Here is a 24,087-nt window from a genome sequence, read left to right as displayed (position 1 = left end):
GCATCTTTTTACTTTTTCTTTAACCGAGCTAAAATTGGAGAAAAGTCAGACGTTTTACAAATCAACAAGTCTTTAAACGGCACGTTTTCTCGTTTTGAAAAAATGACAGCGGCCCCAATCGCAGAAAAGGTGTAACTTACCGTGGAAGCAAGAGCCGCACCAACTCCATCATAAATAGGTATAAGTATGAAATTTAAGATCACATTAATCAAAACAACCGCTCCCATTAGATAAATAGTAAAGTATGGGTTACCCTGCCCCGCATAATATGCATTTATTGATTTGAAAACGGATGCCATCACAAGACCTAGGCTAAGCATCAAAAGCATATTAAACGTGAGAGAAAAGCCCTCTCCAAATACAGGCTCTACCAAAAAATAAGATATAAAGAGCAAGCCGAAGCCAGAGGCGGTGGTAACAAGTAAAGTTAAACGGGAAGTTTTGCAGACAGTTTGAATAATCGTTTTTGGATCAGAATTGGCACTTTTAGACATCAAAACAACCAACACCGCAGCTGGTAATTGCCATAAAAGCTCACCTATTTGCACCGCTACAGCATAGTTACCGAGCTCATTCGGTGTAGATAGCCAACTTAGAAAAAGTATATCCAATTTATAATTAGCTTGAATAAAAAACAGTGCTAAAGCATAGATAATACCTAACTTAAACATACTTTTAAAAACACTAAAATCGAATTCAAAACTGAAAAGCTGATTTTTCTTTAGATAATATAAGGCTTGAAATAAATTAAACAACGCTGCAAATGTAGTCATAACTACTGCTGAAAATACAGTCAAGTACCCTGCAAAATGAAGTGCAGCTATCCCTGTCAAATAAACTAATTTTTGAATCCAAGTAGCTTCATTGAATTTGCTAATTTTTTCCTTACCCAGGAAAATGCCTTTAAGTGCGTTAACCGCTATAGATAACGGTAAAATTATTGCCGCCAACATCAGGGTCGAATCGCTAAACCCAGTCGGCCCGAACCATCGCATTAATGCATAAACGGCAAGGGTCCCCACTGCACCAGCGAAGAGTATATAGCTAAATAAAGCACCAATAATTTGGGCATCGCTAGCCTTCTTTTGTCCTAAATAGAAGACCGCTGATTGGCGCATACCACCCTCGGTGATGGCTACAAGTAAAGTGGGGTAAATAAGGATAGCCGCTAAAAGTCCCCTCCCTTCAGGGCCTAATGCTCGGGCTAAAATAATGGTACTGATTAGGCCAAAGCCTAAAACGAACACTTTCGTCATAAAGACCGAAATAATATTCTTTAAATAAGACCACTCATTAGTTTTGGTCATACATCGAAACATCCATGGTGTTGCATGTGGTTAATTTTCATATACTGCCAGTGTTTATTAGGAAACATTACAACCGCCTAGGAACGATAACTCACTTGCTAAGTTCATCATTCCATCGCCGCTCAGCAACTGAATGCGCCGGTGTTTGTTTGCCCCATTTATCGATAAAAATGGCTTCAGCTCTAAGGCTATATCCAGTATTGATTTGTACGCTCTTTCGCGCTAGGTGGATAAGATACAAAACATCATCTGATGAAGCATGGCCCTGATTAACAATAAAATTGGCGTGCAACTCTGAAATGGCAGCCTTGCCCCGTATAGTGCCTTTTAGTCCTGCATCTTCAATCACTTTGCCAGGCGGGCCGTAATCAGCATACATGGCGGGGTCGCTCACAAATACCGAGCCACAGTTGGGCAATTTATTTGGGAACTTTAAACGCCGAGAACGCAATATAGACAGCACTTCGCGCTTAATGGCTTTGGGCTCTCTAGGGGTCAGCGCCAACTCACAGCGCACGATTGTCTCGCTCTTATGCTGAAAAACAGACGCTCGATAAGCAAACTCACATTCACTCTGCGAGTAAACGTTTAGTTCGCCCCGCTCATCAATAGTTGTCACACTAACGATATTACTTCCGATGCCCTTTCGCTGACTGCCACCATTCATATAAATCAAGCCCCCTAATGTACCTGGGATACCGCAAATATGCTCTAAACCACTTAACCCATAAGAAGCGAGCAAACGGGCAAATCCAGGTACCCAAATACCGCTTTCACAAACGACTTTAGTACCCTCAATGACTACATTAGACAAAGCCCCCCCCATCTGAATTAACGGAATATCTAACCCTTCATCACTGAAGAGCAAGTTACTGGTAGAGCCAACCACAAGTTTAGGGATCTTATACTCGTAAAAGATTTTAAGTAAAGCTGATAAGCCCACTATCGATTTTGGCTTAATAACTAACTTAGCCAGACCGCCAATGCGCCAGCGAGTGATATCACAAAGAGGAACATTCTCAGTGATATCACAATCAACGCCACGTAATAACTGTGAAATATATGAAGCATCCATTTCCTAATTAACGCCTCAATTAATCTTTGTAAGTGGGTTGAATGGTAGCGCCAAGGCTATTCATTTTCTCAATAAAACGGTCATAGCCACGGGTAATTTGCCATGCGCTTTCAATTTTAGTTTCGCCGTCAGCAAAAAGCCCCGCTAACGATAGTGCGATACCAGCACGTAAATCAAGGGCTTTAACTGTGGCACCGTTAAGAGGATTTCCACCATTAATTTTCAATAAGTTCTCATCCACTGAAGAATCCAACCCCATCTTATTTAACTCATTTGCATAGCCATAACGACCCGGAAAGCGCAAATCGACAAACTTTGATTGGCCTAGAGCTTTAGCTGCATAGACCGCAAATATGGGCTGCATATCTGAGTTAATGCCTGGGTAAGGACCGGTACTCATTTCTAACGGGTAGCATTTTGAACCGCGCACAATCAATGAATTGTCATTTCGATACAAATTTGCACCCGACTCACGTAAAAAAATCAACGGAATCTCAAGGTGTTGATAAGGGAAATCGATTATTTCGATTTCACCATTTGTTACTGCAGACCCGACCAACCAAGTCAATGCTTCAACATTATCAGGGATAACCGTATGAGACGTGCCGCGAAGTGAGTCTTTACCTACAATTTCGATGTGTTCTTGACCGAATACGGTAATTTGAGCCCCCATTGAATTCATCATATCAATCAAATCGAGTATCTCTGGGCGTACGTGAGGGTTCCATATTCGTGTAACCCCATTTGCTAACGAACCAGCAATAATAGCATTTTCAGTCGCGCCAGTTGAGCGTATAGGCAAATGAATATCTGCACCTATCAGCTTACCTCCTTTAGACTCAGCACATAAATAGCCTTCTTCTTCCCAGACTCTAGCGCCGAGTTTTTCCAGTAACATCACATGTAGGTCATACGCGCGATCACCACCACCACCACCTATGCTACATCCACCAGGTAGTGGTACTGCGCCAAAGCCAGTGCGAGCCACAAGACCGCCTAAAATGAGCAAGGTATTACGAATAGAGCGACTGTCCCACTCTAGCTTGTTTTTAATACCAGCAGGCTCTTTAACAAACAAAATGTCTTCTTCAACAACACACTCTTTTCCCAACACTTCCAACATATCTTTGTGCACGATGGCATCTAACAAGGTTGCAGGGTAATTGTGAATAGAGATGGTTTCGTCGCTAAGCAAGGTGGCAGCCATAAGGCGCAGCACAGAGTTTTTGGCTCCGCTGACTTTAACCTTTCCGCTCAATCGAGCTGGGGTAACAATGACAGATTCAATTTCTTTGTTGCTTACATTACTATCCAAAACTGACATATTTAAAATTCCTATTGATTTATTAATTTACTTAAAACTTATGAAGCTCATTGTTTCTCCAACAGCCCATACACGCGTAAAGTCTCTTCCGAAACGTCATCGATAATCTTGGCCGGAATGCCTACCGCTAACTTATGTGCCGGAATGTTTTTTGTTACTACGGCATTAGCTCCCAATAAACACCCATCTCCTATTTCTACTTTGCCGAAAATCTTGACGCCAGGAGCTAAAAATACGCTCTTACCTATTATCGGTACTAACTCTTTTGAACCAGGGTGGCGACCGATACAAACTCCAACGTTCAACACTGACCTTTCCCCTATAAAGGCGCGAGAGTTTACAACAATGTAACCATAGTGAGGAATATAAACTCCTTTACCTAAAGTATTAATTGGTATGGAAAAACCTAGCTTGCGTGATAAAGACAAAAATAAATATTTGCTAAAGAAATAAAAAGGCTTCAAGTACGCCTTATATTGCAAAGACTCAGTTGCTCTCAAATACCAATGAAACCTCGTAATTGGATCGATTAGGAACTTCATCAGGCTTAATTTTTGCCCGCGCGAATTTAAATCAGCTTTGATTACTTCAATAAAACGTTCTTTTTTCCTACTCATCACATTGAACTCCTAAAATTCGACACCATTGGAGCTGTGTACTTTAGTTAATCGATTTGGATAATTGATAGAATTTTTCACTTGTTGTAGACCAACTGTATTCCATTTGAGCTCGTCCTTTAAGCCGGCTCCCCAAAGTTGCACAAAACTCACTATCGGTTGAAAGCACTTCCAATTTACTTTGTAATTCAATTACATCGTCTGCTGTAAACAACGCATCTTTAAATTCAACCAAGTCACTATTCGCCGGTACATCAGCAGCAAGAACTGGCTTACCCGCTGCCATAGCAGAAAGAATACTATTTGACATACCCTCTAACACAGACGGTAATATAAAGGCTCGGCAATGGGCCATGAGAGGATCTAAGTCTTTCTTTGAAATGTGCCCAACAAATATAACATCTGAAGCAGCCATATCGATTAGTTGTTGCTCGTATTGCTTGTCTTTAACATGTCCGCCAGCGACGACCAAAGGAGGGCGTATTTCTTGAGGGAGCTTACTGTGTGCTTCGAGTAAAATGTGTAAGCGCTTAACTGGGTCAAGGCGTGCGGCAAACAAAAAATAACCGTACGCAGTTAATCCGAGTTCGTTTAACTTGCCTTCGCCTTTGGTTTCTATCCCTTTTGCACCGTTAGGAATAAATTTAACATCACTGCGCTTAGGTGCATAGATTTCAACCATCTCTTTGCTGTTGACAGTAAAGGCATTTGAAAAACGCCAAGAGCAATATTCTCCCATCTGAAGAATTTTTTGACTGACTTTGCCCCATTTATCTCTGGCGCTATCCACAGCGCGCAGGCTAGTGATAACTTTAATCCCACCTAACCTTAACAAAGGCGTAAAAATACATGGGCCCGAAGCAAATAGATAGACAACTTTCGGTCTACCTACAAATAGCGCGTGTAAAACACAGAACAGAATAAGACCATGCTGTCCTAATTGTTTATAAATCAATAACGGGCAATCAACTCGAGTTAAGTTTTGCGGCAGGCTAAATACGTTTTCATTTTCATTAGACGCACCATATACGATTATATTTTCGCTTTTTTTAGCCACTTCCAATGCGATTTCTCGAATAGCGTTTTCAACACCACCATAGTTCGAAAACAGCCCTCGCCCACCAATAAAGGCCATATCTACTTTAGACAAAACGCGTACCTCATTAATCTAAAACTTGTTATAAAGTTTTTATGTAAATGCTTTGCTTAGAATGAACTGAAAGTTTGCGTAGAAATTCTCTGGAGAATACTTTTCAATGCATTTAAAACTTAATTTTTCGTAACGTGAGCGTAATGTGAGGTCGTCTTCCAATAAACTTAAACCTTTGGCAAGTCCAACGTCGTCACTTACATTAACTAGAGCGCCGAACTCAGCTTGATGGACTTCGCTGAGCTCAATAGTTGCCTCCAAGTTCAATATCTCTCTTGGGCCGTCCGTACAATCTGTTGATAATACAGCCTTCCCCAAGCTCAAAGCTTCCACTAGAGAGTTTGGAAAGCCTTCTAACTGCGATGGAAGCACAAAGAACTCACTTTGCGCTATATATGGATAAGGGTTACTTCTAAAACCTTCGAAATAGACCTTTTCTGTAACTCCTAGCTCACTGCATATGCCTTGCAAATACTCTTTTTCAGGCCCATCACCAAGTATTCTGAGGTCGCTCTGCACTTTAGATGAAGCATATGCCTTAATCAGTGTGTCGAACCCCTTGGTTTTCACCAAACGCCCCATTGCAACGATATACTTGTTATAAGGGACGGCATCGCTGCCCGTTACAAGGGCTTGTACAGCCTTGACATCGATTGCGTTGTTCAAAACAAAAATCTTGTTCGACGTAATATTAAAATCATCAACCAAACAGTCTTTTACGCCTTGTGATACAGCAATGACCAGCGCTGCTCGTTTATAAATAAACTGCACTAACAAACGTTTTAATGCTATGAAACTTCCCTTCAAGCGGCCATTTGTATTACTCCGTTCACTGACTAAGGCTTTGTAGGTGGCAAAAAAGCTACCGAAAACGTTATACATATTGGCTCTGGTTAAAAAGCTCACCACATAATCAGGTTTCGCCTTTTTCACGATAGACATATATCTAAGAAATGATCGAAATGAACTCATCTCACCAATTCGGTGAACGATGACCTGCTCAGGTAACGCATAAATGTCCTTTCTATCATCAATTAAAATGATTTCTATATCGTCGCCGTTAGCGTCATTTTGGATCAAAGAAACAAGCGAAGAAAACACCCTCTCAGCGCCTCCTCCTTCGAGTGAGTTTATTATATAAATCCCTTTCACTTAATTCTCCTATGCGCGAGATTAATGATAGTTTTTAAACCATTCGACGAAATTATTGATCCCATCTTGTAATTTTGTTTGTGGCTTAAAGCCTATTTCGTTTTCTAAATTTGTAATGTCGGCGAAGGTTCTAACTACGTCGCCATCTTGCATAGGTAAGTAGTTTTTAACTGCTTTTTTACCTAACGCATTTTCTATACAAGTGATAAATTCTTCTAGTTCTACAGGGGTATTGTTACCTATATTATACAGTTTATAAAAAGGTGAATATTCTGACGTAGAGACGTCGTTTTCGATTGGCTTAGGTATTACATTCTGAATGCGCAATATCCCTTCAACAATGTCATCTATATACGTGAAATCTCGTTGCATCTTGCCTTCATTGAATACTTTTATCGGGCGATCGTTTACAACAGCATCGGTAAAAAGGAAAGGCGCCATATCGGGTCGGCCCCAAGGCCCGTAAACAGTAAAGAAACGTAGGCCAGTTGTGGGCAATGAATACAGATGGCTATAAGTATGCGCCATTAATTCGTTAGACTTTTTAGTCGCAGCATAAAGTGATACAGGATAGTCTACTCGGTCATTTTCAGAGAAAGGTATTTTTTTATTGGCGCCGTATACTGAACTTGAAGACGCGTACACCAAATGCTCAACTTTATTATGCCGACAACCCTCAAGAATGGTGGCCATTCCCGTCATATTGGAGTCAATATAAGCCATCGGATTTTCTATGGAGTAACGAACACCAGCTTGTGCCGCTAAATGGATCACACGATCAAATTTTTCGTTTGCAAATAACGTAGCGATACCGTCACGATCAGAAATGTCTAATTTTATAAAGGTAAAATTATCCAAATGCTCAATACGCGCTAAACGCGCTAATTTTAATTTTGGATCGTAATAATCATTAAGGTTATCCAATCCAACGACCTCATGGTCTTGTGAGCAAAGCTTTTCAGCGACATAGTTTCCGATAAATCCGGCGGCGCCCGTTACTAAATATTTCATATATTATCTCGTTTAATATGTGTGATTGATCTGAGTGTTAGTTTGCACAAGTCGTCCAACATGATAGCTCCATGCTAAAAGTGAAACCATTTTCGGGCTGTGCTTTAACCATATTCACTGTCGTCATGCTTTATTTTTTGGGAAATAAAGTAGCTCCCCCATGCGTTCAGCAGAATATTTCGCATTTTGACCAGTTAGCATAATTCTCATCCATGTCCATGTCAGCTAATCGCTCTATAGCCACAACATTAAGCACACCCAACAAAAAGTGCGTAAGTTAGCACAAATTGAATCGAAAAGTGGGAGCCTTTATTATATCAAAATCACAATAACCAAATTATACATGTTCTTTTTCTGAAGTAAGCAATTTTAAGGCCAACGACAGCAATAAGATGTTACCCTTAATAGTATGTTCAATGTAATTAGGTACTGATTGAATGCTTTGTAGCTGTGGCATACATCAGCACGTAAGTTTGCTCTGCAATTTTATTCCAATCGAATTTGTCCAATATATCGTCTCGGAATGAACGAGGTATGGGTAGCTGTAATTTTTTAGCTAAGTCCGCCAAGTCCCCTGTCGAAAAGTAATTATCTGGTTTTAAATCAATATCTAAGTTGGGCAGGATATCGCTAAGTAATACAGGTGTGTTTGCACTTATCGCTTCTAACGCAACAATGGGTAACCCTTCGTGATACGAAGGTAATACAAATAACTTAGCGAACTTATATAACGCTTTTAACTGAAGGCCTTCACGCCTTCCTGCGAAAATGACTCGCTCAGATGCTTGCTGTAATAAGTCATCAGAATAAGCGTCTTGGTGATCAGCACTTCCTACTATCACCAACTTCTGTGGTATGTCAGCCATAAGATAAGCTTTCACTAAGTCGTGAAAGCCCTTTTCAGGTACTAACCGACCCACTGTCACTATGTAACTCTGCTCTTCTATTGTAAGGCCGGTTGCGTGCAGATCGCTTAGAGTCACGTTGCTATCAAAATCCGCGATTGCGCCGTTAGGTACAAACTCAATCTTGTGGGCTTGCTTAGGGTTCTCTTGCTTTAAGCGTTCAGTAAGAGAATTGCCTACCACCAAAATTTTATTTGCAAATTTAATTGCCATTTTCTCGCCTGTTTTAAGTAAGCCTTTGGCAAAGGCATTCCATTTTTGGCGATCATAGTCTGCCCCATGATGGGTCACGACGACCTTCATGCCTAACAAGCGTGCCAACGGAGTGAATAGCGCAGGGGCGATGGCATGTAAGTGAATAACATCAGGGTGCACAAATAAGCGCGCAAAAAATATAGCGACAAACGTATGCAAAAACGTTTCTAGAAATTTGTGGCGCATCGCCCAAACAGGAACAACCTTTACCCCTTGGAATTCATACGCCGTTTTTTGCACGTAGGGTGAGCGTGCCAAAACGGTCACTTCAGTGCCCTGAGCAACGAGTCGCGGATAAAGCTGCTGGCAATGAGACTCAATGCCACCCATAACTCTCGGTATTCCACGCAGTCCAATTGCACATATTTTCATTTCATCTCACTAGCTCGGGGATTTGCAAATGTTATACTTAGGAGTATTGCATACACAATAAGACCTTCTATAGCCCATATGGGCATAGTAGCCAAATTCATAATTAAAAAGCCGACTAGAGAGAAAAACACTTTTTTAGATAAATTTTTATCTTTCATTTTCCATGCAGACACCAGAACAATGAGATTGAGAAAAAGGAAAGAACTAAGCCCTAAATACCCAAACTCATAAACGTATGATACATAAGTATTATGAGCATATTTTGGAAATAAACCGACCCAAGACTCCGGACCGTTTCCAAAAAGCTGCTGCCAAAAATCCCCTGCCCCAAAGGCATATAGATAATCGCTCCATATATATACACGAGCGGAAAAAATATCTTTCTCAAACTCTGTATAGTAAAACGGTGCTTTGATTAATTCATCAAAATTACTTATGAATATGATTATGTCTTGAAAGCGTTCTTGTTGGGTACTGAAAAAAAATGAGAGCACAGCGACTGACGTTAACCCACCAAATACGATTGCAGGCAATTGGTAGCGAGGTTCCATTTTTTGTTGCATTCCAGAAAGTAAGAATATTATAACGACCGGTAGTACTGCTATAACGGCAGTCCTATAGTTCGCCAGAAATATAAATATTACACCAGTAAAAAACAATGTTGACTGCCAGCGAATTACTTTTTTAGGCATCAAACCAACCAATATTACAAAGGCGACTAACATCATGGAAAATGCAGCTTCGTGGTTATAACCGCCTATGTAACTTGCTGAATTATCGGCTTCAGATGCTTTTACTTCACCCAATAAGATCGATAGAAATTGCAACGCAACTGGCATTATAAAGGGTATCAAAGCTCTCTTAAGGGTTTCTCGAATGCCACTCAATTTGAAAGCAAGAAAGAGCGCGATTGCGATAGTGAGAAAGTAGGTCCACTTAACCAAAACTTTAATCAAGCCAACATATTCCTCGTTGAATAGAGCGCTAATTAAAACAGTCAATAGGAAAAAATAGATGGTAGCAAATTTTTTCAACCCAAAAAAAGCGGTCGGTATAATAAATACACCAAAAGCTGTTATTCCGATAGAACCTAGCGCGTTTAAGGAAAACCCAGCAACCAAAGATGGAAAAGTAATAGTATGGAATGCAGATAAGAAAAACCGAATCCATAGAGCTAACATTACAAATGCGATATATTTATTGGATGACTTTTTTATGGATTTTACAACATAAAAGAGTGTGATCAGGCCGACTATTAGTTTCACTAACTCAAACATGCGCGATCCCCGAGTAAACCTTCATTCGCAGCAACTTATTTTTCATCAGTCCCCGCACCAACTATTGACTCATGTCTGAAATCTAAGGGCCCCTTTTCAGCAATTACTTTTGCAGGTGAGCCTGCCAATGTCACGTTGCTGGCAAAAGACTTATTTACTACTGCATTTGCGCCAGTAGCGACATTATTACCCAGGCTTATGTCACCATATATTTTTGCGCCTGGTGCAATATAGCAATTGTCACCAATGATCGGAGCCTTGCTACCGTCAGAAGCACTTGCACCGATGTTCACGCAAACATGTACTCGGCAATTTGCGCCAATACGTGTGTTATTGTTAACCACTATTGTCCCAGCATGAGCTATAGATAACCCGGGACCAAATACATTTGCAGGAATAGAAAACCCCAGATTTCTACCTAACTTTCTCACTCTGAACTGCAGATAAAGTGCATAGAATTTAGTCACGATATTTGACGATGTATTTTTGTAATATTCGAGTTTTCTCAGCGCTTTCTGAAAGTGCCAAATGTCATGTGTCAACCTATCTTTAAGCCCACCCTTGATATTGAGTGCCTTTTTGTCTTGCTCTAGATAGCGTAAATAATCAGATTTTGTTTTTATCATCTTAATTTCTTTTGACTTCAGAATTATTTAAGGCTTTTTTTACAATTTGCTCGAAGGTGTGTTGCATCGCTGCATACGAGAAAAATGCAGCTCTATGTTCGCTTTTAACTTCGTATCGTTGAAGATTATCGGCTAATTCCATGTCATATATTGCACCTTTAAGTGCATCAACATCATTCACTTTACACAAAATGCCGTGCTCGGCCGTTAAATAGTTATCTGTTTGTGTGTTGTTATCGCCCGTTAGTATTTCAGCGGGGCCAGATTGGCAGTTTGTTGCAATAACAGGCTTACCTAAACACATTGCTTCTGCAATACCATTGGGGAACCCTTCTGCATTTGATGAGGAAACTAAGTAATCTGCATTCACTAGGTAGGGATAAGGATTTTCTCGAAAACCGAGTAGGTGTACTCTCGATTCAGCACCCAATTGTTTCGCTAGGGCTTTTAAATCAAGCATCTCGGGCCCTTGGCCTAGGATCACTAAATCTCGCTGGCTCGCACTTTTCGCAAATGCCTTGATTAATAAAGAGAAATTTTTATTAGGCACTAAGCGCCCAATGCCAATCATGTAAGGCTTGGTCGGTAAATCGTTGACTGCTGCTTGTGACTTTTCCAGCAAGGTGCTTCTGTCATATGCATTATACATGACGGTGCATTTGGATTGTGGCACACTGTAATTATCGACTAAGTCTTGCATAACGCCTTGTGACACAGGCACTACGCATGTCGCTTTAGGATAGAGTAATTTAATTAAGAATTTACTGATAAAACCCGTACGAGATGTTGCAAAATGGCTACTAGTATTAACCCTTTCACTGATCACAGTAGGTATGTTTTGTTGCTTACCAATAACGGTAGCAACGAGGTTACTGCGCGTTAAAAAGCTGACCAATAAGTCAGGTTTGTTATTTTTAACCCATTGGCTTAGTTGGTAATAACTGGAAATAAGTTTGCCATTGGCATCAAGGGTGATTTTAGTTGCATAGTCTGGGCACTGCTGCTCTTCGGGCAAATCATCGAGCAAGATCAAGTAAACGTTACAGCCATTGGCAGTAAAACTGTCTTGTATGTTGCATATTAGGTTACATATAACCCGCTCCGCTCCGCCCCCTTCCAATGAGTTGATCACGAAGGCGATAGTCTTATTGTGGTAATTTAACATCAATGCTACTTCTGTAAATTAAATCAAAATCCATATTGCTTAAGTTGCAGCAATGTTCAGTGGCGCTTACAACGCATTCTTGCACTTCTGTGGAAGAGCCCAAAACTTTGATACAGCGCCGATAAAGCAAGCATAATACCAAGGTTACACCAAAGCGTTAATTAAGAATACTTTGCCAATGTTCAGTAGGTTAACGTACTATTCCTTTCACTTGCGCCACGGGCGTCCTCATACTTAGATTTATTATAATGCGTGCGGATTTAGTTATTATGACACGAGTTGCTAGCCATTGTCTCGTTGAGCGATAGTCACAACGCACCAGCGGAAATCTCATTCGCTGGCCAAAAATAGGTAAAGGATTTTATTTTCTAATGCGTTTTTTGTGTATTTTTCTTTCAATAGTGTTTGTTTTATTCATGTTGCGCGCGCTAGCGGATAGCAACATTGTATTTAACGACGCGTTGTTTAATAAAATACGCAGCGAGTATGACAATGAAGCACTAAAGCGTGTTAGAGCATGGCAGGAACTCCTCAGCGATAACCTCGATATTCCCGTTGATGAAAAACTCTACAGGGTGAACAATTTCTTCAATGAGCTTGAATTTGTCGACGACATCAAGCATTGGGGGAAAGACGATTACTGGGCCACGCCAGTCGAGTTTTTAGCCACCGAGGGCGGTGATTGCGAAGACTTTGTAATAGCTAAATATTTCAGCTTAAAAGAATTGGGCGTTCCCGCCGAAAAATTACGCTTGATGTATGTTACTGCAACCCGCCTGCGCCAGGCCCATATGGTGCTGGCCTACTACGAACAATCAAATTCAGTGCCTTTGGTACTCGATAATATTAATAGACGTATTTTACCCGCTTCACGCCGCCGCGACTTATTACCCGTTTACAGCTTTAACGGTGACGGCCTTTGGTTGGCTAAAGAACAAGGCCGAGGCCAGAAAGTACAGCAAGGGGGTAATAATAATTTATGGAACGATTTAAACCAACGAATGCAATTAGGCGATTAATGATGCTTGAGGAAACCCGTTATGCCACTGTCTAGACAATTGAGCTTAAGCTTGCTCGCTGTGTTGATACTCGTGTTTATAGGCACACTTTGGATCAATACTAACAACACGCGAGATTTTGTTGACCAGCAACTAGCGTCACACGCACAAGACACGGCGACATCGCTCGGTTTATCCATTGCCCCCTACGTGGCAGTGCAGGAAGACTTGCCTTTGGTAGATACCATGATGAATGCTATTTTTGACCGTGGTTTTTACCAAAGCATGGTGCTGCGTGATGCCAACCAAAATATATTGCTCGAAAAACACAACCCAAGTACGGTTGAAGGTGTGCCTAAGTGGTTTCGGGAGTTATTGCCCCTTACCCCACCAGAAAGCGTTACTGATCTGAATGACGGCTGGACGATGGCAGGCACTTTAGCAGTGCAAAGTCACCCTGGGTTTGGGTATCAACAATTGTGGCAAAATGCGGTGCAGTCTTTTTGGATGATATTGGCCGTATTTATCGGTGCTCTAGTCCTGTTATATGCTTTGGTCAAAATGATCACTACGCCTTTATTGGCTGTGGTGAAACAGGCTGACGCCATCAGTAAACAGCAATTTGAACAAATTGCGACGATCCCCCGCACCCCTGAATTGAAACGTATCGTGCTAGCGGTAAATAGAATGTCAGCTCAGCTAGCTAAACTGTTTACTCAGCTGTCGAGCCAAGCTGAACGTTACCGCGATTTTGCCTATCAGGACACGCTCACAGGTGTGGCTAACCGCCGGGCGTTTGAATTGGCTTTTGAACAATTACTCGCTGATAGCGAACAACATTCACAAGGTTATTTACTGCTTATCCGTTTGACCAGCTTAAACGAAGTTAACAGTAGTTTGGGTTACCAGGCGGGGGACGAATATGTCACTCTTGTCAGTCAAGAATTGCAAAATGCGCTTGCTCAACAAGACCTCAATGGAACCTTGTTTAGAGTTTCAGGGGCTGATTTTGTGGTGTTATTAGAAGATATTGCTCAGCAACCCACTGTTAGCTTTGCGCAAAGTGTTATTAGCCAACTCAATGCCATTGAAAAAAGCGAGTATAGACTAGGCACGGCTCATGTCGGTGTGGGGTCATTTAGTTTTGGCGACACTCGCACGGATGTATTAGAACGAGCAGATAATGCCCTTTCTGGTGCGAGTGTTAGCACAGATAGATGGCAGTTAGCACAACAGGAAGACGTACATCACAGCAACTGTGAATGGCGCGCGCAATTAAACACCATTTTGCAGCAGAATCACGCAGACTTTGTCGCTCAGCCAATTCAGACTAAGCAAGGCGAGACGCTCTACGCCGAGTGGTTTGCGCGTTTCAGTTCAGGTACTGGTGCATCTGCGAATAAGGCTGATAGCTCAGAACATAATAAGACTGATAGCGACAATAAAGCTCACGGTTACTTGCCCATGGGCCAACTGGTACCGGCGTCGGTCAGGCTCAATTACGCGCAAAAACTTGATGAGTTGTTAATCGCGAGCGCATTGGCGCAGTTGCCTAATCAGCAGCATGCGATTGGCCTTAATGTATCTCGTTTATCACTCAGCCAAACTAGTTTTCACCAGTGGCTTATTAGCGCCCTCCCCCAAGATAGTGCAGCCTGCGCTAAATTAGTGCTCGAAATACCAGAACGGGCTTTGGTTAATGGCACACAGGACTTAATGCGCTTTATTCAGCAGCTGAAGTCGCGCGGCGTTAGGATCACAGTGGAGCGCTTTGGCGCACAATTAGCTGCAATCACACACCTTCGCAAAATCCGCCCTGATTATTTAAAGCTAGACGGGCGTTACGTGCGCAATATTCACAATGAGCCTGACAACCAATTATTTGTTCAATCTTTGGTCAACATCGCACACGGTCTGAACATCCAAGTCATCGCTGAAATGGTGGAAAGTGAAGCTGAAGCGAAATGCTTGACTGGTTTATTCGTTGACCATTTACAGGGCTATTACATCGGTATGCCGGTCGATACTAAATAAGTAAATGAGTGTAGTAATGTCAAAGGGGTTCAATTGCGCTTAAGTCAATATAAACAAGGCATAAGTTGTCAGTTAACTCTCACTCAATGAGTATTTAACTTCCATCAGCAAAATACTGATAAGACTCGTTTTTTTACCTGGTCGACCTTAGTCTAGTATTGCTTTTTCGACCGTCTAAACTTATGATTGCAGCGTTTGTTGTGAGTTTTAAGCTCACACCTCTATTTTTCGGAGTTTTTATGCGACATTTTTTAACCTATTTATTTTTGTCTAGCGTGATGCTTGTATCACCCGTCCATGCTCAACAGACAGAATCCACTCAACAGGTGAGTGCAAATGACGCGGCTCTAACTGAGCAGGAAATCATTCTCTTTGGAGATGAAGATCAACCTGGGCGCACTATTCATAGCGCGATAGTCACTCTGGTTCAAAGCGGAGCGACGTTGGACGAAGCGGTAAGTCAAACCATTGCAGATGTGACGCGAGAAGACGATGCTTTGATCAGTGGCACAGCGAGATTAGTCGTTGGGTTAAACACAAAAATTAGTGCAAACTTCATGCGCAACATGGTTGATTTGAACACGTTAACTGACTCAACCAAAGGTTCAATCGAAGCATTTCCTGGTGACGCTGGTGAGATCATACGATTGGCGGTCACACTTTACCCCAGCTTTGCTCAAGACGTTATTGACTCAGCCATTACGACCGGTGAAATTGAACCTAACGATGCACTATTAGCCGCAATCTCGGCAGGTGCTGACCCAACAACCGTCTCAGCAGCTACCGCAGCAGGTGCTAACGTTGCTGTAACAGCGACGCCAGCTGGAACAGGTGTCGGCGCAGGTGGTACGGGTGGCGGGGATACCACTGCCTCAACCAATTAAATGATTTAGTATTTTTAAAAGCCAGCGAAAATCGCTGGCTTTTTTGTTTACAATCATTCAGTTGTCACTTTCATTTCGTTTACCACGCATTCAAAATAGCTAAAGGGATCCTTTGAATACCAAACTTCATAGCTACTCGTTTTATATCTTATTAGGTTTGCTGGTGTGGTTACCTATCCCATTAGGCTCAAACCGCCCTTGGGCTTGGGGCTTGATGGAAGTCGTTATTTTCTCATTGTCTCTGGCGTGCGCGTATTTGCGAAGAACAAGACCTTGGATGGGGTTACGTGCTTACCGGCTGCCAATAGGTCTCTGGTTGGTTTTCTTGGGATTCGCCATCATTCAGATTATCCCCTTACCCGCCTCTATTATAAATGCCCTGAGCCCGATGAGTTATGAAGCTCAACTACATTATGGTGTTGAGCAGTTTCATCTATCGTTAGATATTGGTCAAAGCTATATCAATTTGCTCAAAAGCCTTAGCTATTTCTGCTTGCTCATTGTTGTATTAGTGTTAGTGGATACTGAAAAGCGCTTACGATTGATTTTGCTTACCATGTTAGCAAGTGGCGCGATTCAAGCTCTGTATGGCGCATTAGAGGTTTTATCAGGCAGCGAGTACAGCATGATTTTCGGCTTACCTGTCAGTGATGTGGCGACGGGTAGCTTTGTTTACAAAAATCACTTCGCTAATTTCTTAGTGCTGACTTTATCAGCTGGTATAGGCTTAATGGTAGCCAGCCTGCAAGGTAACCAAAGTGGCAGTCCTAGAGATATTATGCGCTCAATATTGTCGACATTACTGGGCAGTAAGGCACTGATTCGCATTAGTTTGGCCATCATGGTAATTGCGCTGGTAATGTCTCGCTCACGGATGGGGAACGCAGCATTTTTTGCGACTATGACCCTGATAGGAGTTTTGGCTCTAGTGATAATTAAAAACCGCAGCCGAGGCTTGTCCATTTTAATTGTTAGTATGTTCGTGATTGATGTTTTTATAGTCAGCGCATGGTTTGGACTCGATAAAGTGCAAGAGCGTTTAGAGAGCACCAACCTATCTCAAGAAGGCAGAGGTGATGTTGTTACGGACGCTATCCCTATGCTCTTAGACTTCCCCTTATTCGGTAGTGGTGGTGGTAGTTTCTATAGTACCTTTCCTAGCTACAAGGTATCTAATATTCACTCTTTTTACGACCATGCGCATAATGATTATCTGCAAATGGCGATTGAATACGGAGTCCCCGCGACACTATTTTTAGCTTTGCTTGTTTTATGGTGTTTTGCCAAGAGCGTGCGAGCGATGCGCAAACATCGCCCCTCTATTTTAAAGGGAACCGCATTCGCATGCTGTATGGCTATCCTAGGAATGTCATTACACATGACGGTTGATTTCCCGCTGCAAGCACCTGCGAATACATGTTATTTTGTCGTTTTTTTAGCTTTGTCTTTAGCCATCAATCAGCTAAAAATAACAAGGGGTAAAAAGCGACATTTAAATAAGAAGGTAGCGGTATGAGCAAGAAATTTAGTGGGCCAATAGAGCAAGACCCGGCGATTGTAAACTTGCTAGAACGCATGCCAAAATCCGTTCAAGCATCATTTAGTGAAGAGCAGCTATCTCACCTCAGAAATGCTGTGAGTAGCCGTCAGTGGGGTCACCACCCGATAGATTTACGTGGCACTATTCCTTGGTTTAAATATCGTTACTATTATGTTTTGTTGGCGGGAAAGAACCATCGCAGCATGACCCGCTCTCAATTACGAGCCAGCCGCTTTATTAACGCGCTGCTGCTTGCTGGTTTCATGACGTTTTCTGCATTAACAGGTATTTTGCTAATTTACTTGCTTAAATCAGCATTAGGCATTGATTTACTGCCAGATTATTCACTTGGTGTGTGGGATTGGTTTAAGAGCTGAGACTAATTAGTTACTTTTTCGATAGTCAACTTACAAATAGCATTTGGATGCTTAGCGTTTTCTCTTACTGGCTGGGCAATTTGGTACTTTCCGTTGGACCGACAAGGGTTCATTTCTAAGCCATCTGCACACGCGTTTTTCAGCCTTGTATTGTGTGATCAGTTCTAGCACTTGCTTCCGGCTCTGAGGAGCGCTTAAACCAAGAGCCACTCGATGGTAAAACTCTTTTCGAATGGTCAGCAGCATTGGGTGATTATTCGCATACAAAGCCATACCTAACTTCACGTATAAAATGTGCACCTCGGGCTTTTGTGGCCCTAACTCACTCGCTCGTTGCAGATACAATAGCATTTCGTCATCGAATTCTTGTAGACGCCACTTAACCATGGCTAAAGAAGCCCAGGTGACAGGCCACAGCGGGCGCAACTGGGTCGCTCGCAGATAATGCGCTTTTGCCAAGCCTAGTGAGCTTTCTGACTCTTCGTAGCCTGCTATTGCCCCCCATTCAGACACTTGCCCTAGTAAATCTCGATACAAAGGATGGCTAGGCTGGCTATCAACCGCAGACTCTATGGCCGTTTTGGCGGACTGATACTCTTCGATAGTCAGCGTATCGCCTTGTTCTTGCCAAGACGTCACCATGTTTTGCACTTTATAAAAGTCAAAACTAGCGCTGGTGAAACGCAGCGCCACAAATAAGCAGACTAATGCAAGCAAAGCAAAACTGAGCACTGCCACATATCGTTTTATAAATACACGCGTGTGAGTGATGTTGCTAATAGGAGTTATTGCCATGCGTTACCTTGGGATATTGACCATGGAAACGTTTTGAATAAGTTCACAGCATACTCTTTACCCTTGAGTGCCGTTACCGCAATAAACGCCTCAGCCATATCATTGGGCCGACGATTGATACTATGGGTGTCAGATGCCACGTATGAAATAAGATCACGCGCCAATAAAAGCTCTACGGTGTTTTTCGCTGATTCAGAGAAGCGACCGATTATGGCACCCGCTGTCGCTTGAAATAAACAACCCGCTCGCTTCAATGCAAAAATTTTATCCGGGTTAGCAATTATATCTCGGTTACGCTCAGGGTGAGCAATTACAGGTTGAATTTTATTTTTGATTAACCAGCGCACTAAATTATCTGTACCGGGGGGAATATGACTATGAGGTAGCTCGAGCAGCATTACGTCTTTATCTTGCCACCTGCCGATAAACGGAATTTGGCCGCGTTTTTGCCAGATCATGATATCTGGAGTAATACGGACTTCTGCACCAAATGACAGTTTAAGAGGGCAGTTAGCTTGGGCTAAATGCGTTACTAGCGTTTGATAAGTCTGAGCGATATTAGCTATATCATTATCGAAATAGCTCTGGTGGATATGCGGGGTACACACCATATGAGTGACCCCAACAGACACAGATTGTTCAGCCATGGCTAATGACGCCGCTAAATCAGGGGCCCCATCGTCTATTCCTGGTAATATATGACTGTGTAAGTCGATCAAGATTGTTTAGTCTTTTCAGCCTTATAGTGGTTATCTTGATTATAACTGTGATAACCATATTGGTCGTAGAAGCCAGTGTATTCCCCATGCTTTTTCGCTTTACGCAAATCCACTTGGTTTAACACAACGCCGTCAACCCTATGTCCCACTTGCAAGAAGCGACTTAAACCGTTACTTATAAGTTTGTCGCTCGTACTGTCGGCTTTAACCACATAGACCACTGAGTCACATACCTTTGACACTACAATAGCGTCACTCACGGCCTGGGTAGGTGCGCTATCAACAATGATATGCTCATAGCGCTCTTTTAAGTCTTGCATCAAGGCCTTAAAGCTATCAGAAGCAAGTAGTTCTTGAGGATTCGGTGGTACGGTTCCTGCGCAAATAATATCAATACCTGACATTTCATCCGTTACAATACACTCTTCAAGCGTGTGCGTACCTGCAATCAAGTTTGCAACACCTGGTTGAAAACCTGGCAAGCTGAATTGATTGGCAATAGTTGGGCGCCTCAGATCCGTATCTATTAGTAGTACTTTACTCAGCTGACCAATAGCAAAGGCCAAGTTAATGGATACCGTACTTTTACCTTCTTTGGGCACACTAGAGGTCACGAGGATCGTTTTCGATGGTTTATCAATATTCAGCAATTGTAAACTCGTTCTTAACGTTCGCACTGCCTCACTAAACGTATGGCGCTTACCGTCGAAGAAATGACGTAGTGAAAGGTTGGCTTTCTTGCTGTGCGCTTCCCAGGGGATTAAGCCCAACATGCGTTGGCCTAGTTTACGCTCCACATCTTCCACTGAACGAATACCGCTATTCAATGCATCCATTGCTAAAGCTAAAAACACTCCGAAGCCTAAACTCACAATAAAGGCTGCGGCAATGATCAAGCCCTTTTTAGGCTTCGACGGGAACGAAGGAGGCACAGCCAAATCTAACATGCGTGCATTCGCAGATTCGAACCCACCTAATTCTGAGGTTTCATTTAAGCGTGTAAAGAACGAGCTATAAAGCTGCTGATTGATATCCACTTCACGCTGCAGTGCTTTGTGTCGACTTTCAAGGTTGGTGAGTTTACGGAAACTTTCCTTATTAACATTCACTTCCTCTCGCAACGCATCCAATTTCAACTTTGCAGTACTGAATTCAGTATTCACCCCGGACACCAATGAGCGAATTTGATCGTTGAGACTATTCTGGATAGAGCTGAGTTCAGCTTGGGCTGCAATCATCTTAGGATGTTTAGGACCGTATACCTCACTTAGCTCAGACACTCGGCTTTGAGCGCCTATTTGCTGCCTTTTGACATTCTGTACCGCTGGATGGTTAATGACTTCAGGTAAATCAGCTAACTCGGCGATCGTCGCTCCTGAGTTAACCTGATTGTACAGCGTTTCAGCGCGATTATAGGCCGCTTGAGCATCAATCAACTGACGGCTAAGATCTTGTAATTCATCAGCCGCTAGGCCCACTACACCGTCGATATTGACCAGTTTTTCTTGCTCATAAAACGCTGAAAGGCGTCGCTCCGCAGTATCGAGCTTAGTGCGCAAACCTTGTAAGCTTTCATTTAGCCAAGTGGTCGCCTTGGTGGTCATATCAAGCTTCGATTCCAGGTAGTTTTCGATGTATACGTCACCTACTGCGTTTGCTGCTAGCGCCGCGAATTGCCGATCTTCGTGCTCAAAACTAATTTCTACGATTTGTGTATTAATAAGCGGGTTAATTGCTAACGCTTGCATCACCTTGACAGTGGCGTAACGTTTGCGTGCATCAAGTTGTTGAGCTTCAGTTAAAACCACTTTTTCTTTTTGCGGTAAGAAAGGAAGCGATGAAATAACGCCTGCTTTTATTGCCGCTATTTGCTTGCTCACAAAGTTAGCTTGACTGTTTTCATAACCTGGTGCGAAGGTGGGGTTTTCATATAACTTTAGCTTTTCGACCACCTTCTCGGCGATCTGTCTTGATTGCAATATCTCGTATTGAGTTTGAAAATACTCCTTTCTTGAAGAATCTAAACCATACACTTCTTCAATCGAAAGCACTTTGGCTTGTTTAGACTCAATCAATAACTTAGCAGTCGCCTTATATTGCGGCGTGATAGACATTACGATAAGTGCGACTAATACTGTAATGAATACTGCTAATCCAATAATGCGCCACAAGTAACGTCGAACTGTTTGCCAGTAATGACCTAAATCGATCGTTTCTGAGTCCAGTAACTTAGCCTCTAATTGTCCATTTGATTGCGCTGACATAATAAACTACATACCTTTTAAAAGAAGCTTTGTTGGACGGTAACTATGTCACCGGGTAAAACTATATCGTTAGAGTCTGCATTTAGTTGTTCCGCTTGGCCAGACTCATTTTCTCGACGAATAAATATCTTTGTTTTCGACGCCCTTTCTGTATAACCTCCTGCTAACGCAGCGGCTTTATTTACCGATAATCCAGGCTGGTATGGGTAACCGCCAGGCCTTTTGACTTCACCGTCGATAAAGAAAGGGCGATATTCAATCACGGTTACCGATACTGAGGGCTCAACTAAATAATCGCCTTTGAGGCCTGCATAAAGTTTTGCTTCAAGTTCTGACCCGGTTAAACCTGTGACTCTTAAATCCCCCAAAAATGGGTAGTTGATCACACCATGATTTGGCAACTTAGTGGTCAGGGAAAGATCTTGTTGACCAAATACGATAATTTTAATCACATCGCCAGAGCCTAACTTATACTGACTCAAACTAGCATCTAACGACCAAGCGGCACTGCTGAAAAGCACAAGCCACAACAAAAGTATGGTTTTTGATTTCATATTCACTCCAAATAAAACAAAGACTATAAAGTCACTTTTGCTGACAAACGATATACATTTTGGTCAAAATCAATTGCATTTTGGTTACTGTTTCTATCGCTAAAGGTGTAACCTAAATTAAAGGTTAACCAGCGCCTAAATTCATAAATAACAGCAAGGTTTATATCTTGCAAATCATCTGTTCGACCACTGCCTTCATAATCATCCGTACCAACGGTAAACCTCGCTTCTGTTCGTAAACGTTGTAACCATTCATGACGCCAAGTCAAGGAGATATCTTTGCGGCGAATGAAATCACCTTCGCCGTTGGTTTCACGGGCTTCATTTTGTGTATCGAGAATAAGGGTGGCGCGCTCTAACGGCTCCCAAACCACGCCAGCTTGCCACGTGGTGCCAGAGAAATTCCCACGCTCAGCAGCGTCAAAGTCTTTGTCTTGGTAACCGATCTTGGCATAGCCTGAAGTAGAAGCGGTTGACTGCCATTGCGCTCCAATCAAATAGCTAGTTTCTACACTATCAAATGAATTTGCATCATTCACTGAAAATGCATATTCCACGTCGGTAACAGTGGTTTCAAAAAGTAAGTCTGTCGCGGCGCCGATATTGTAATAGAACGTCCCTCCGACTTTACTTTTGGTTCTATCACGGGCCTTGTATTCATCGGTATCGATTTTATAGTCAAGGTCCCGGTAGTTTAGGTTTAAATCCAATCTTGCCTGGGCGCTTAGGGCACCGTAAGAATAGGTAAAGTCCACTTCACTTTCTATAAATTCATCTGGAGAGGTTAATTCGTCTCCGCGACCAATTGAAAAACGCTCCCCCCTATCATCATGGCCATCTTCAAGATCAATACGGGTTTTAATTCGATGACGGCTATTAAGTTCATAATCTAATGAGGCAAAGATCAAATGATCTGTGTAATCATCTGCAGAACTTGAGAAGTAATCACCGCGAGAAAGCTGATAGCCAAAACGTAAGCTGTTTAAGCCAAAGTTATTTACCAATGTAAATTTTGGGACGATCGAACTAAACCAGCTTTCTATCTCATTATTATTCGAGCGGGTGACGTTGTCATTAAAACCAACCGTTGTTGTCAGTGTTGGTACTAATTCGAATGCCCCAAGGTCAATCCCGGCCTCCTCTTGGGCAAATGACGACGAACATACACATACCATTCCTATGGTGCTTGCTAATTTAGTCTTACTCATTCAATCATCTCTGTTTTAAAGTTAAAATAAGCTCTTGCTTATACTAAGTGTATCAATTTTCTAATGAAATTAGCGTCTTGTTATCTATATATTTTGACACAAATTAACAGTAAAAAACCACCAGTTACGACTCGTAAAATCGGCGAAGCGAGATATTAAGCGAATTTTATGCCATTAAAGACCGCGATAAAGCTAAATTATCCAGTTTCGCCTATTAGTATACCGTTCTCGTTAAACCAAGATGACACCATATAAAGGATGTAGCGATTGCAAATATTGCAAAAAAACCGCGGGATATTCAATTTTTCTGATTATAAAACGAGAAATACACCGTTGTAGCGCGATGCAAACGGGTAAATCGACTCAAAAACGCGTCGGTCATCTTCTACTAGTTATTCTTATTAAGTGAAAATGTCGCTTAATTTTCATGCACTTTGTCATGGAGTGCCCAGAGCCATATAGAGCTACTGAATTTCTG

At 42.1% G+C, this 24,087-nt stretch carries 21 protein-coding genes; 5 read left to right on the top strand and 16 right to left on the bottom strand.

Features of this window, described 5'->3' with window-relative positions; genetic code table 11:
- Positions 1-8: 8 nt before the first annotated feature.
- From AC0L6N_RS03355 to AC0L6N_RS03305, 11 genes are all read right to left on the bottom strand, one after another.
- The gene (locus tag AC0L6N_RS03355; protein WP_473478848.1) at positions 9-1,307 is read right to left on the bottom strand and encodes an oligosaccharide flippase family protein; all 1,299 of its coding nucleotides are present in this window, start codon (positions 1,305-1,307) and stop codon (positions 9-11) included.
- A gap of 91 nt (positions 1,308-1,398) precedes the next feature.
- On the bottom strand, positions 1,399-2,382 hold the full coding sequence (gene murB / locus AC0L6N_RS03350; protein WP_473478846.1) for a UDP-N-acetylmuramate dehydrogenase: 984 nt from the start codon (positions 2,380-2,382) through the stop codon (positions 1,399-1,401).
- A gap of 19 nt (positions 2,383-2,401) precedes the next feature.
- Entirely contained in the window at positions 2,402-3,706 is a 1,305-nt protein-coding gene (locus AC0L6N_RS03345) for a UDP-N-acetylglucosamine 1-carboxyvinyltransferase (RefSeq protein WP_473478844.1), read from the bottom strand.
- Positions 3,707-3,753: 47 nt separating this feature from the next.
- Positions 3,754-4,323, bottom strand: a complete 570-nt coding sequence (locus AC0L6N_RS03340; protein WP_473478841.1) for an LbetaH domain-containing protein — start codon at positions 4,321-4,323, stop codon at positions 3,754-3,756.
- A gap of 43 nt (positions 4,324-4,366) precedes the next feature.
- Positions 4,367-5,473, bottom strand: coding sequence for a glycosyltransferase family 4 protein (locus tag AC0L6N_RS03335; RefSeq protein WP_473478838.1), 1,107 nt, complete (start codon positions 5,471-5,473; stop codon positions 4,367-4,369).
- A 39-nt stretch (positions 5,474-5,512) separates the two neighbouring features.
- The gene (locus tag AC0L6N_RS03330; RefSeq protein WP_473478835.1) at positions 5,513-6,625 is read right to left on the bottom strand and encodes a glycosyltransferase; all 1,113 of its coding nucleotides are present in this window, start codon (positions 6,623-6,625) and stop codon (positions 5,513-5,515) included.
- A gap of 21 nt (positions 6,626-6,646) precedes the next feature.
- A complete protein-coding gene (locus AC0L6N_RS03325; protein WP_473478833.1) occupies positions 6,647-7,636 on the bottom strand; it encodes an NAD-dependent epimerase in 990 nt (329 codons plus the stop codon).
- 422 nt (positions 7,637-8,058) lie between these two features.
- Complete coding sequence (locus AC0L6N_RS03320) at positions 8,059-9,168, bottom strand: glycosyltransferase family 4 protein (protein ID WP_473478831.1); 1,110 nt, start codon at positions 9,166-9,168, stop codon at positions 8,059-8,061.
- Positions 9,165-10,445, bottom strand: coding sequence for an O-antigen ligase family protein (locus AC0L6N_RS03315; protein ID WP_473478828.1), 1,281 nt, complete (start codon positions 10,443-10,445; stop codon positions 9,165-9,167). The genes AC0L6N_RS03320 and AC0L6N_RS03315 overlap by 4 nt, the downstream gene beginning before the upstream one ends.
- A 35-nt stretch (positions 10,446-10,480) precedes the next feature.
- On the bottom strand, positions 10,481-11,071 hold the full coding sequence (locus AC0L6N_RS03310; RefSeq protein ID WP_473478826.1) for a serine O-acetyltransferase: 591 nt from the start codon (positions 11,069-11,071) through the stop codon (positions 10,481-10,483).
- A 1-nt stretch (position 11,072) separates the two neighbouring features.
- The gene (locus tag AC0L6N_RS03305; RefSeq protein ID WP_473478823.1) at positions 11,073-12,236 is read right to left on the bottom strand and encodes a glycosyltransferase; all 1,164 of its coding nucleotides are present in this window, start codon (positions 12,234-12,236) and stop codon (positions 11,073-11,075) included.
- 371 nt (positions 12,237-12,607) lie between these two features.
- On the opposite strand from AC0L6N_RS03305, the gene AC0L6N_RS03300 reads away from it, so the two are divergent.
- The 5 genes from AC0L6N_RS03300 to AC0L6N_RS03280 all read left to right on the top strand — a co-directional run bounded on the left by AC0L6N_RS03300 (position 12,608) and on the right by AC0L6N_RS03280 (position 18,069).
- Entirely contained in the window at positions 12,608-13,255 is a 648-nt protein-coding gene (locus AC0L6N_RS03300) for a transglutaminase-like cysteine peptidase (RefSeq protein WP_473478820.1), read from the top strand.
- 21 nt (positions 13,256-13,276) lie between these two features.
- Positions 13,277-15,268: a bifunctional diguanylate cyclase/phosphodiesterase gene (locus AC0L6N_RS03295; RefSeq protein ID WP_473478817.1), complete on the top strand. Its 1,992-nt coding sequence runs from the start codon at positions 13,277-13,279 to the stop codon at positions 15,266-15,268.
- 239 nt (positions 15,269-15,507) lie between these two features.
- Positions 15,508-16,152 carry a hypothetical protein gene (locus tag AC0L6N_RS03290; protein WP_473478815.1) on the top strand — a complete coding sequence of 215 codons (645 nt, stop codon included), beginning with the start codon at positions 15,508-15,510 and terminating at the stop codon, positions 16,150-16,152.
- A 112-nt stretch (positions 16,153-16,264) separates the two neighbouring features.
- Entirely contained in the window at positions 16,265-17,668 is a 1,404-nt protein-coding gene (locus AC0L6N_RS03285; protein WP_473478812.1) for an O-antigen ligase family protein, read from the top strand.
- Complete coding sequence (locus AC0L6N_RS03280) at positions 17,665-18,069, top strand: 3-phosphoshikimate 1-carboxyvinyltransferase (protein WP_473478808.1); 405 nt, start codon at positions 17,665-17,667, stop codon at positions 18,067-18,069. Before AC0L6N_RS03285 ends, AC0L6N_RS03280 begins: the two co-directional genes overlap by 4 nt.
- Before the next feature lie 51 nt (positions 18,070-18,120).
- Here AC0L6N_RS03280 and AC0L6N_RS03275 read toward each other — a convergent pair whose 3' ends face one another.
- Genes AC0L6N_RS03275 through AC0L6N_RS03255 form a run of 5 tightly spaced genes read right to left on the bottom strand, consistent with a single transcriptional unit; the run spans position 18,121 to position 23,609 of the window.
- Entirely contained in the window at positions 18,121-18,864 is a 744-nt protein-coding gene (locus AC0L6N_RS03275; RefSeq protein WP_473478805.1) for a VpsP family polysaccharide biosynthesis protein, read from the bottom strand.
- Positions 18,855-19,583 (bottom strand): tyrosine-protein phosphatase, encoded by a 729-nt coding sequence (locus tag AC0L6N_RS03270; protein ID WP_473478803.1) that lies wholly within the window; start codon positions 19,581-19,583, stop codon positions 18,855-18,857. The genes AC0L6N_RS03275 and AC0L6N_RS03270 overlap by 10 nt, the downstream gene beginning before the upstream one ends.
- Positions 19,580-21,847: a GumC family protein gene (locus AC0L6N_RS03265; RefSeq protein ID WP_473478801.1), complete on the bottom strand. Its 2,268-nt coding sequence runs from the start codon at positions 21,845-21,847 to the stop codon at positions 19,580-19,582. Before AC0L6N_RS03265 ends, AC0L6N_RS03270 begins: the two co-directional genes overlap by 4 nt.
- A gap of 17 nt (positions 21,848-21,864) precedes the next feature.
- The gene (locus tag AC0L6N_RS03260) at positions 21,865-22,401 is read right to left on the bottom strand and encodes a polysaccharide biosynthesis/export family protein (protein WP_473478798.1); all 537 of its coding nucleotides are present in this window, start codon (positions 22,399-22,401) and stop codon (positions 21,865-21,867) included.
- 23 nt (positions 22,402-22,424) lie between these two features.
- Entirely contained in the window at positions 22,425-23,609 is a 1,185-nt protein-coding gene (locus AC0L6N_RS03255) for an outer membrane beta-barrel protein (protein WP_473478795.1), read from the bottom strand.
- Between the last annotated feature and the right edge of the window lie 478 nt (positions 23,610-24,087).

It is taken from the genome of Paraglaciecola sp. G1-13 (genome assembly GCF_055809255.1).
This window is presented reverse-complemented; position numbering and strand designations above follow the sequence as displayed.

What these genes read in the sequence shown, in the direction of transcription:
- AC0L6N_RS03355 (WP_473478848.1), bottom strand. Translation starts at nt 1,307, where the DNA reads ATGACCAAAACTAATGAGTGGTCTTATTTAAAGAATATTATTTCGGTC.
- murB (WP_473478846.1), bottom strand. Translation starts at nt 2,382, where the DNA reads ATGGATGCTTCATATATTTCACAGTTATTACGTGGCGTTGATTGTGAT.
- AC0L6N_RS03345 (WP_473478844.1), bottom strand. Translation starts at nt 3,706, where the DNA reads ATGTCAGTTTTGGATAGTAATGTAAGCAACAAAGAAATTGAATCTGTC.
- AC0L6N_RS03340 (WP_473478841.1), bottom strand. Translation starts at nt 4,323, where the DNA reads ATGAGTAGGAAAAAAGAACGTTTTATTGAAGTAATCAAAGCTGATTTA.
- AC0L6N_RS03325 (WP_473478833.1), bottom strand. Translation starts at nt 7,636, where the DNA reads ATGAAATATTTAGTAACGGGCGCCGCCGGATTTATCGGAAACTATGTC.
- AC0L6N_RS03320 (WP_473478831.1), bottom strand. Translation starts at nt 9,168, where the DNA reads ATGAAAATATGTGCAATTGGACTGCGTGGAATACCGAGAGTTATGGGT.
- AC0L6N_RS03315 (WP_473478828.1), bottom strand. Translation starts at nt 10,445, where the DNA reads ATGTTTGAGTTAGTGAAACTAATAGTCGGCCTGATCACACTCTTTTAT.
- AC0L6N_RS03310 (WP_473478826.1), bottom strand. Translation starts at nt 11,071, where the DNA reads ATGATAAAAACAAAATCTGATTATTTACGCTATCTAGAGCAAGACAAA.
- AC0L6N_RS03305 (WP_473478823.1), bottom strand. Translation starts at nt 12,236, where the DNA reads ATGTTAAATTACCACAATAAGACTATCGCCTTCGTGATCAACTCATTG.
- AC0L6N_RS03300 (WP_473478820.1), top strand. Translation starts at nt 12,608, where the DNA reads ATGCGTTTTTTGTGTATTTTTCTTTCAATAGTGTTTGTTTTATTCATG.
- AC0L6N_RS03295 (WP_473478817.1), top strand. Translation starts at nt 13,277, where the DNA reads ATGCCACTGTCTAGACAATTGAGCTTAAGCTTGCTCGCTGTGTTGATA.
- AC0L6N_RS03290 (WP_473478815.1), top strand. Translation starts at nt 15,508, where the DNA reads ATGCGACATTTTTTAACCTATTTATTTTTGTCTAGCGTGATGCTTGTA.
- AC0L6N_RS03280 (WP_473478808.1), top strand. Translation starts at nt 17,665, where the DNA reads ATGAGCAAGAAATTTAGTGGGCCAATAGAGCAAGACCCGGCGATTGTA.
- AC0L6N_RS03275 (WP_473478805.1), bottom strand. Translation starts at nt 18,864, where the DNA reads ATGGCAATAACTCCTATTAGCAACATCACTCACACGCGTGTATTTATA.
- AC0L6N_RS03265 (WP_473478801.1), bottom strand. Translation starts at nt 21,847, where the DNA reads ATGTCAGCGCAATCAAATGGACAATTAGAGGCTAAGTTACTGGACTCA.
- AC0L6N_RS03260 (WP_473478798.1), bottom strand. Translation starts at nt 22,401, where the DNA reads ATGAAATCAAAAACCATACTTTTGTTGTGGCTTGTGCTTTTCAGCAGT.
- AC0L6N_RS03255 (WP_473478795.1), bottom strand. Translation starts at nt 23,609, where the DNA reads ATGAGTAAGACTAAATTAGCAAGCACCATAGGAATGGTATGTGTATGT.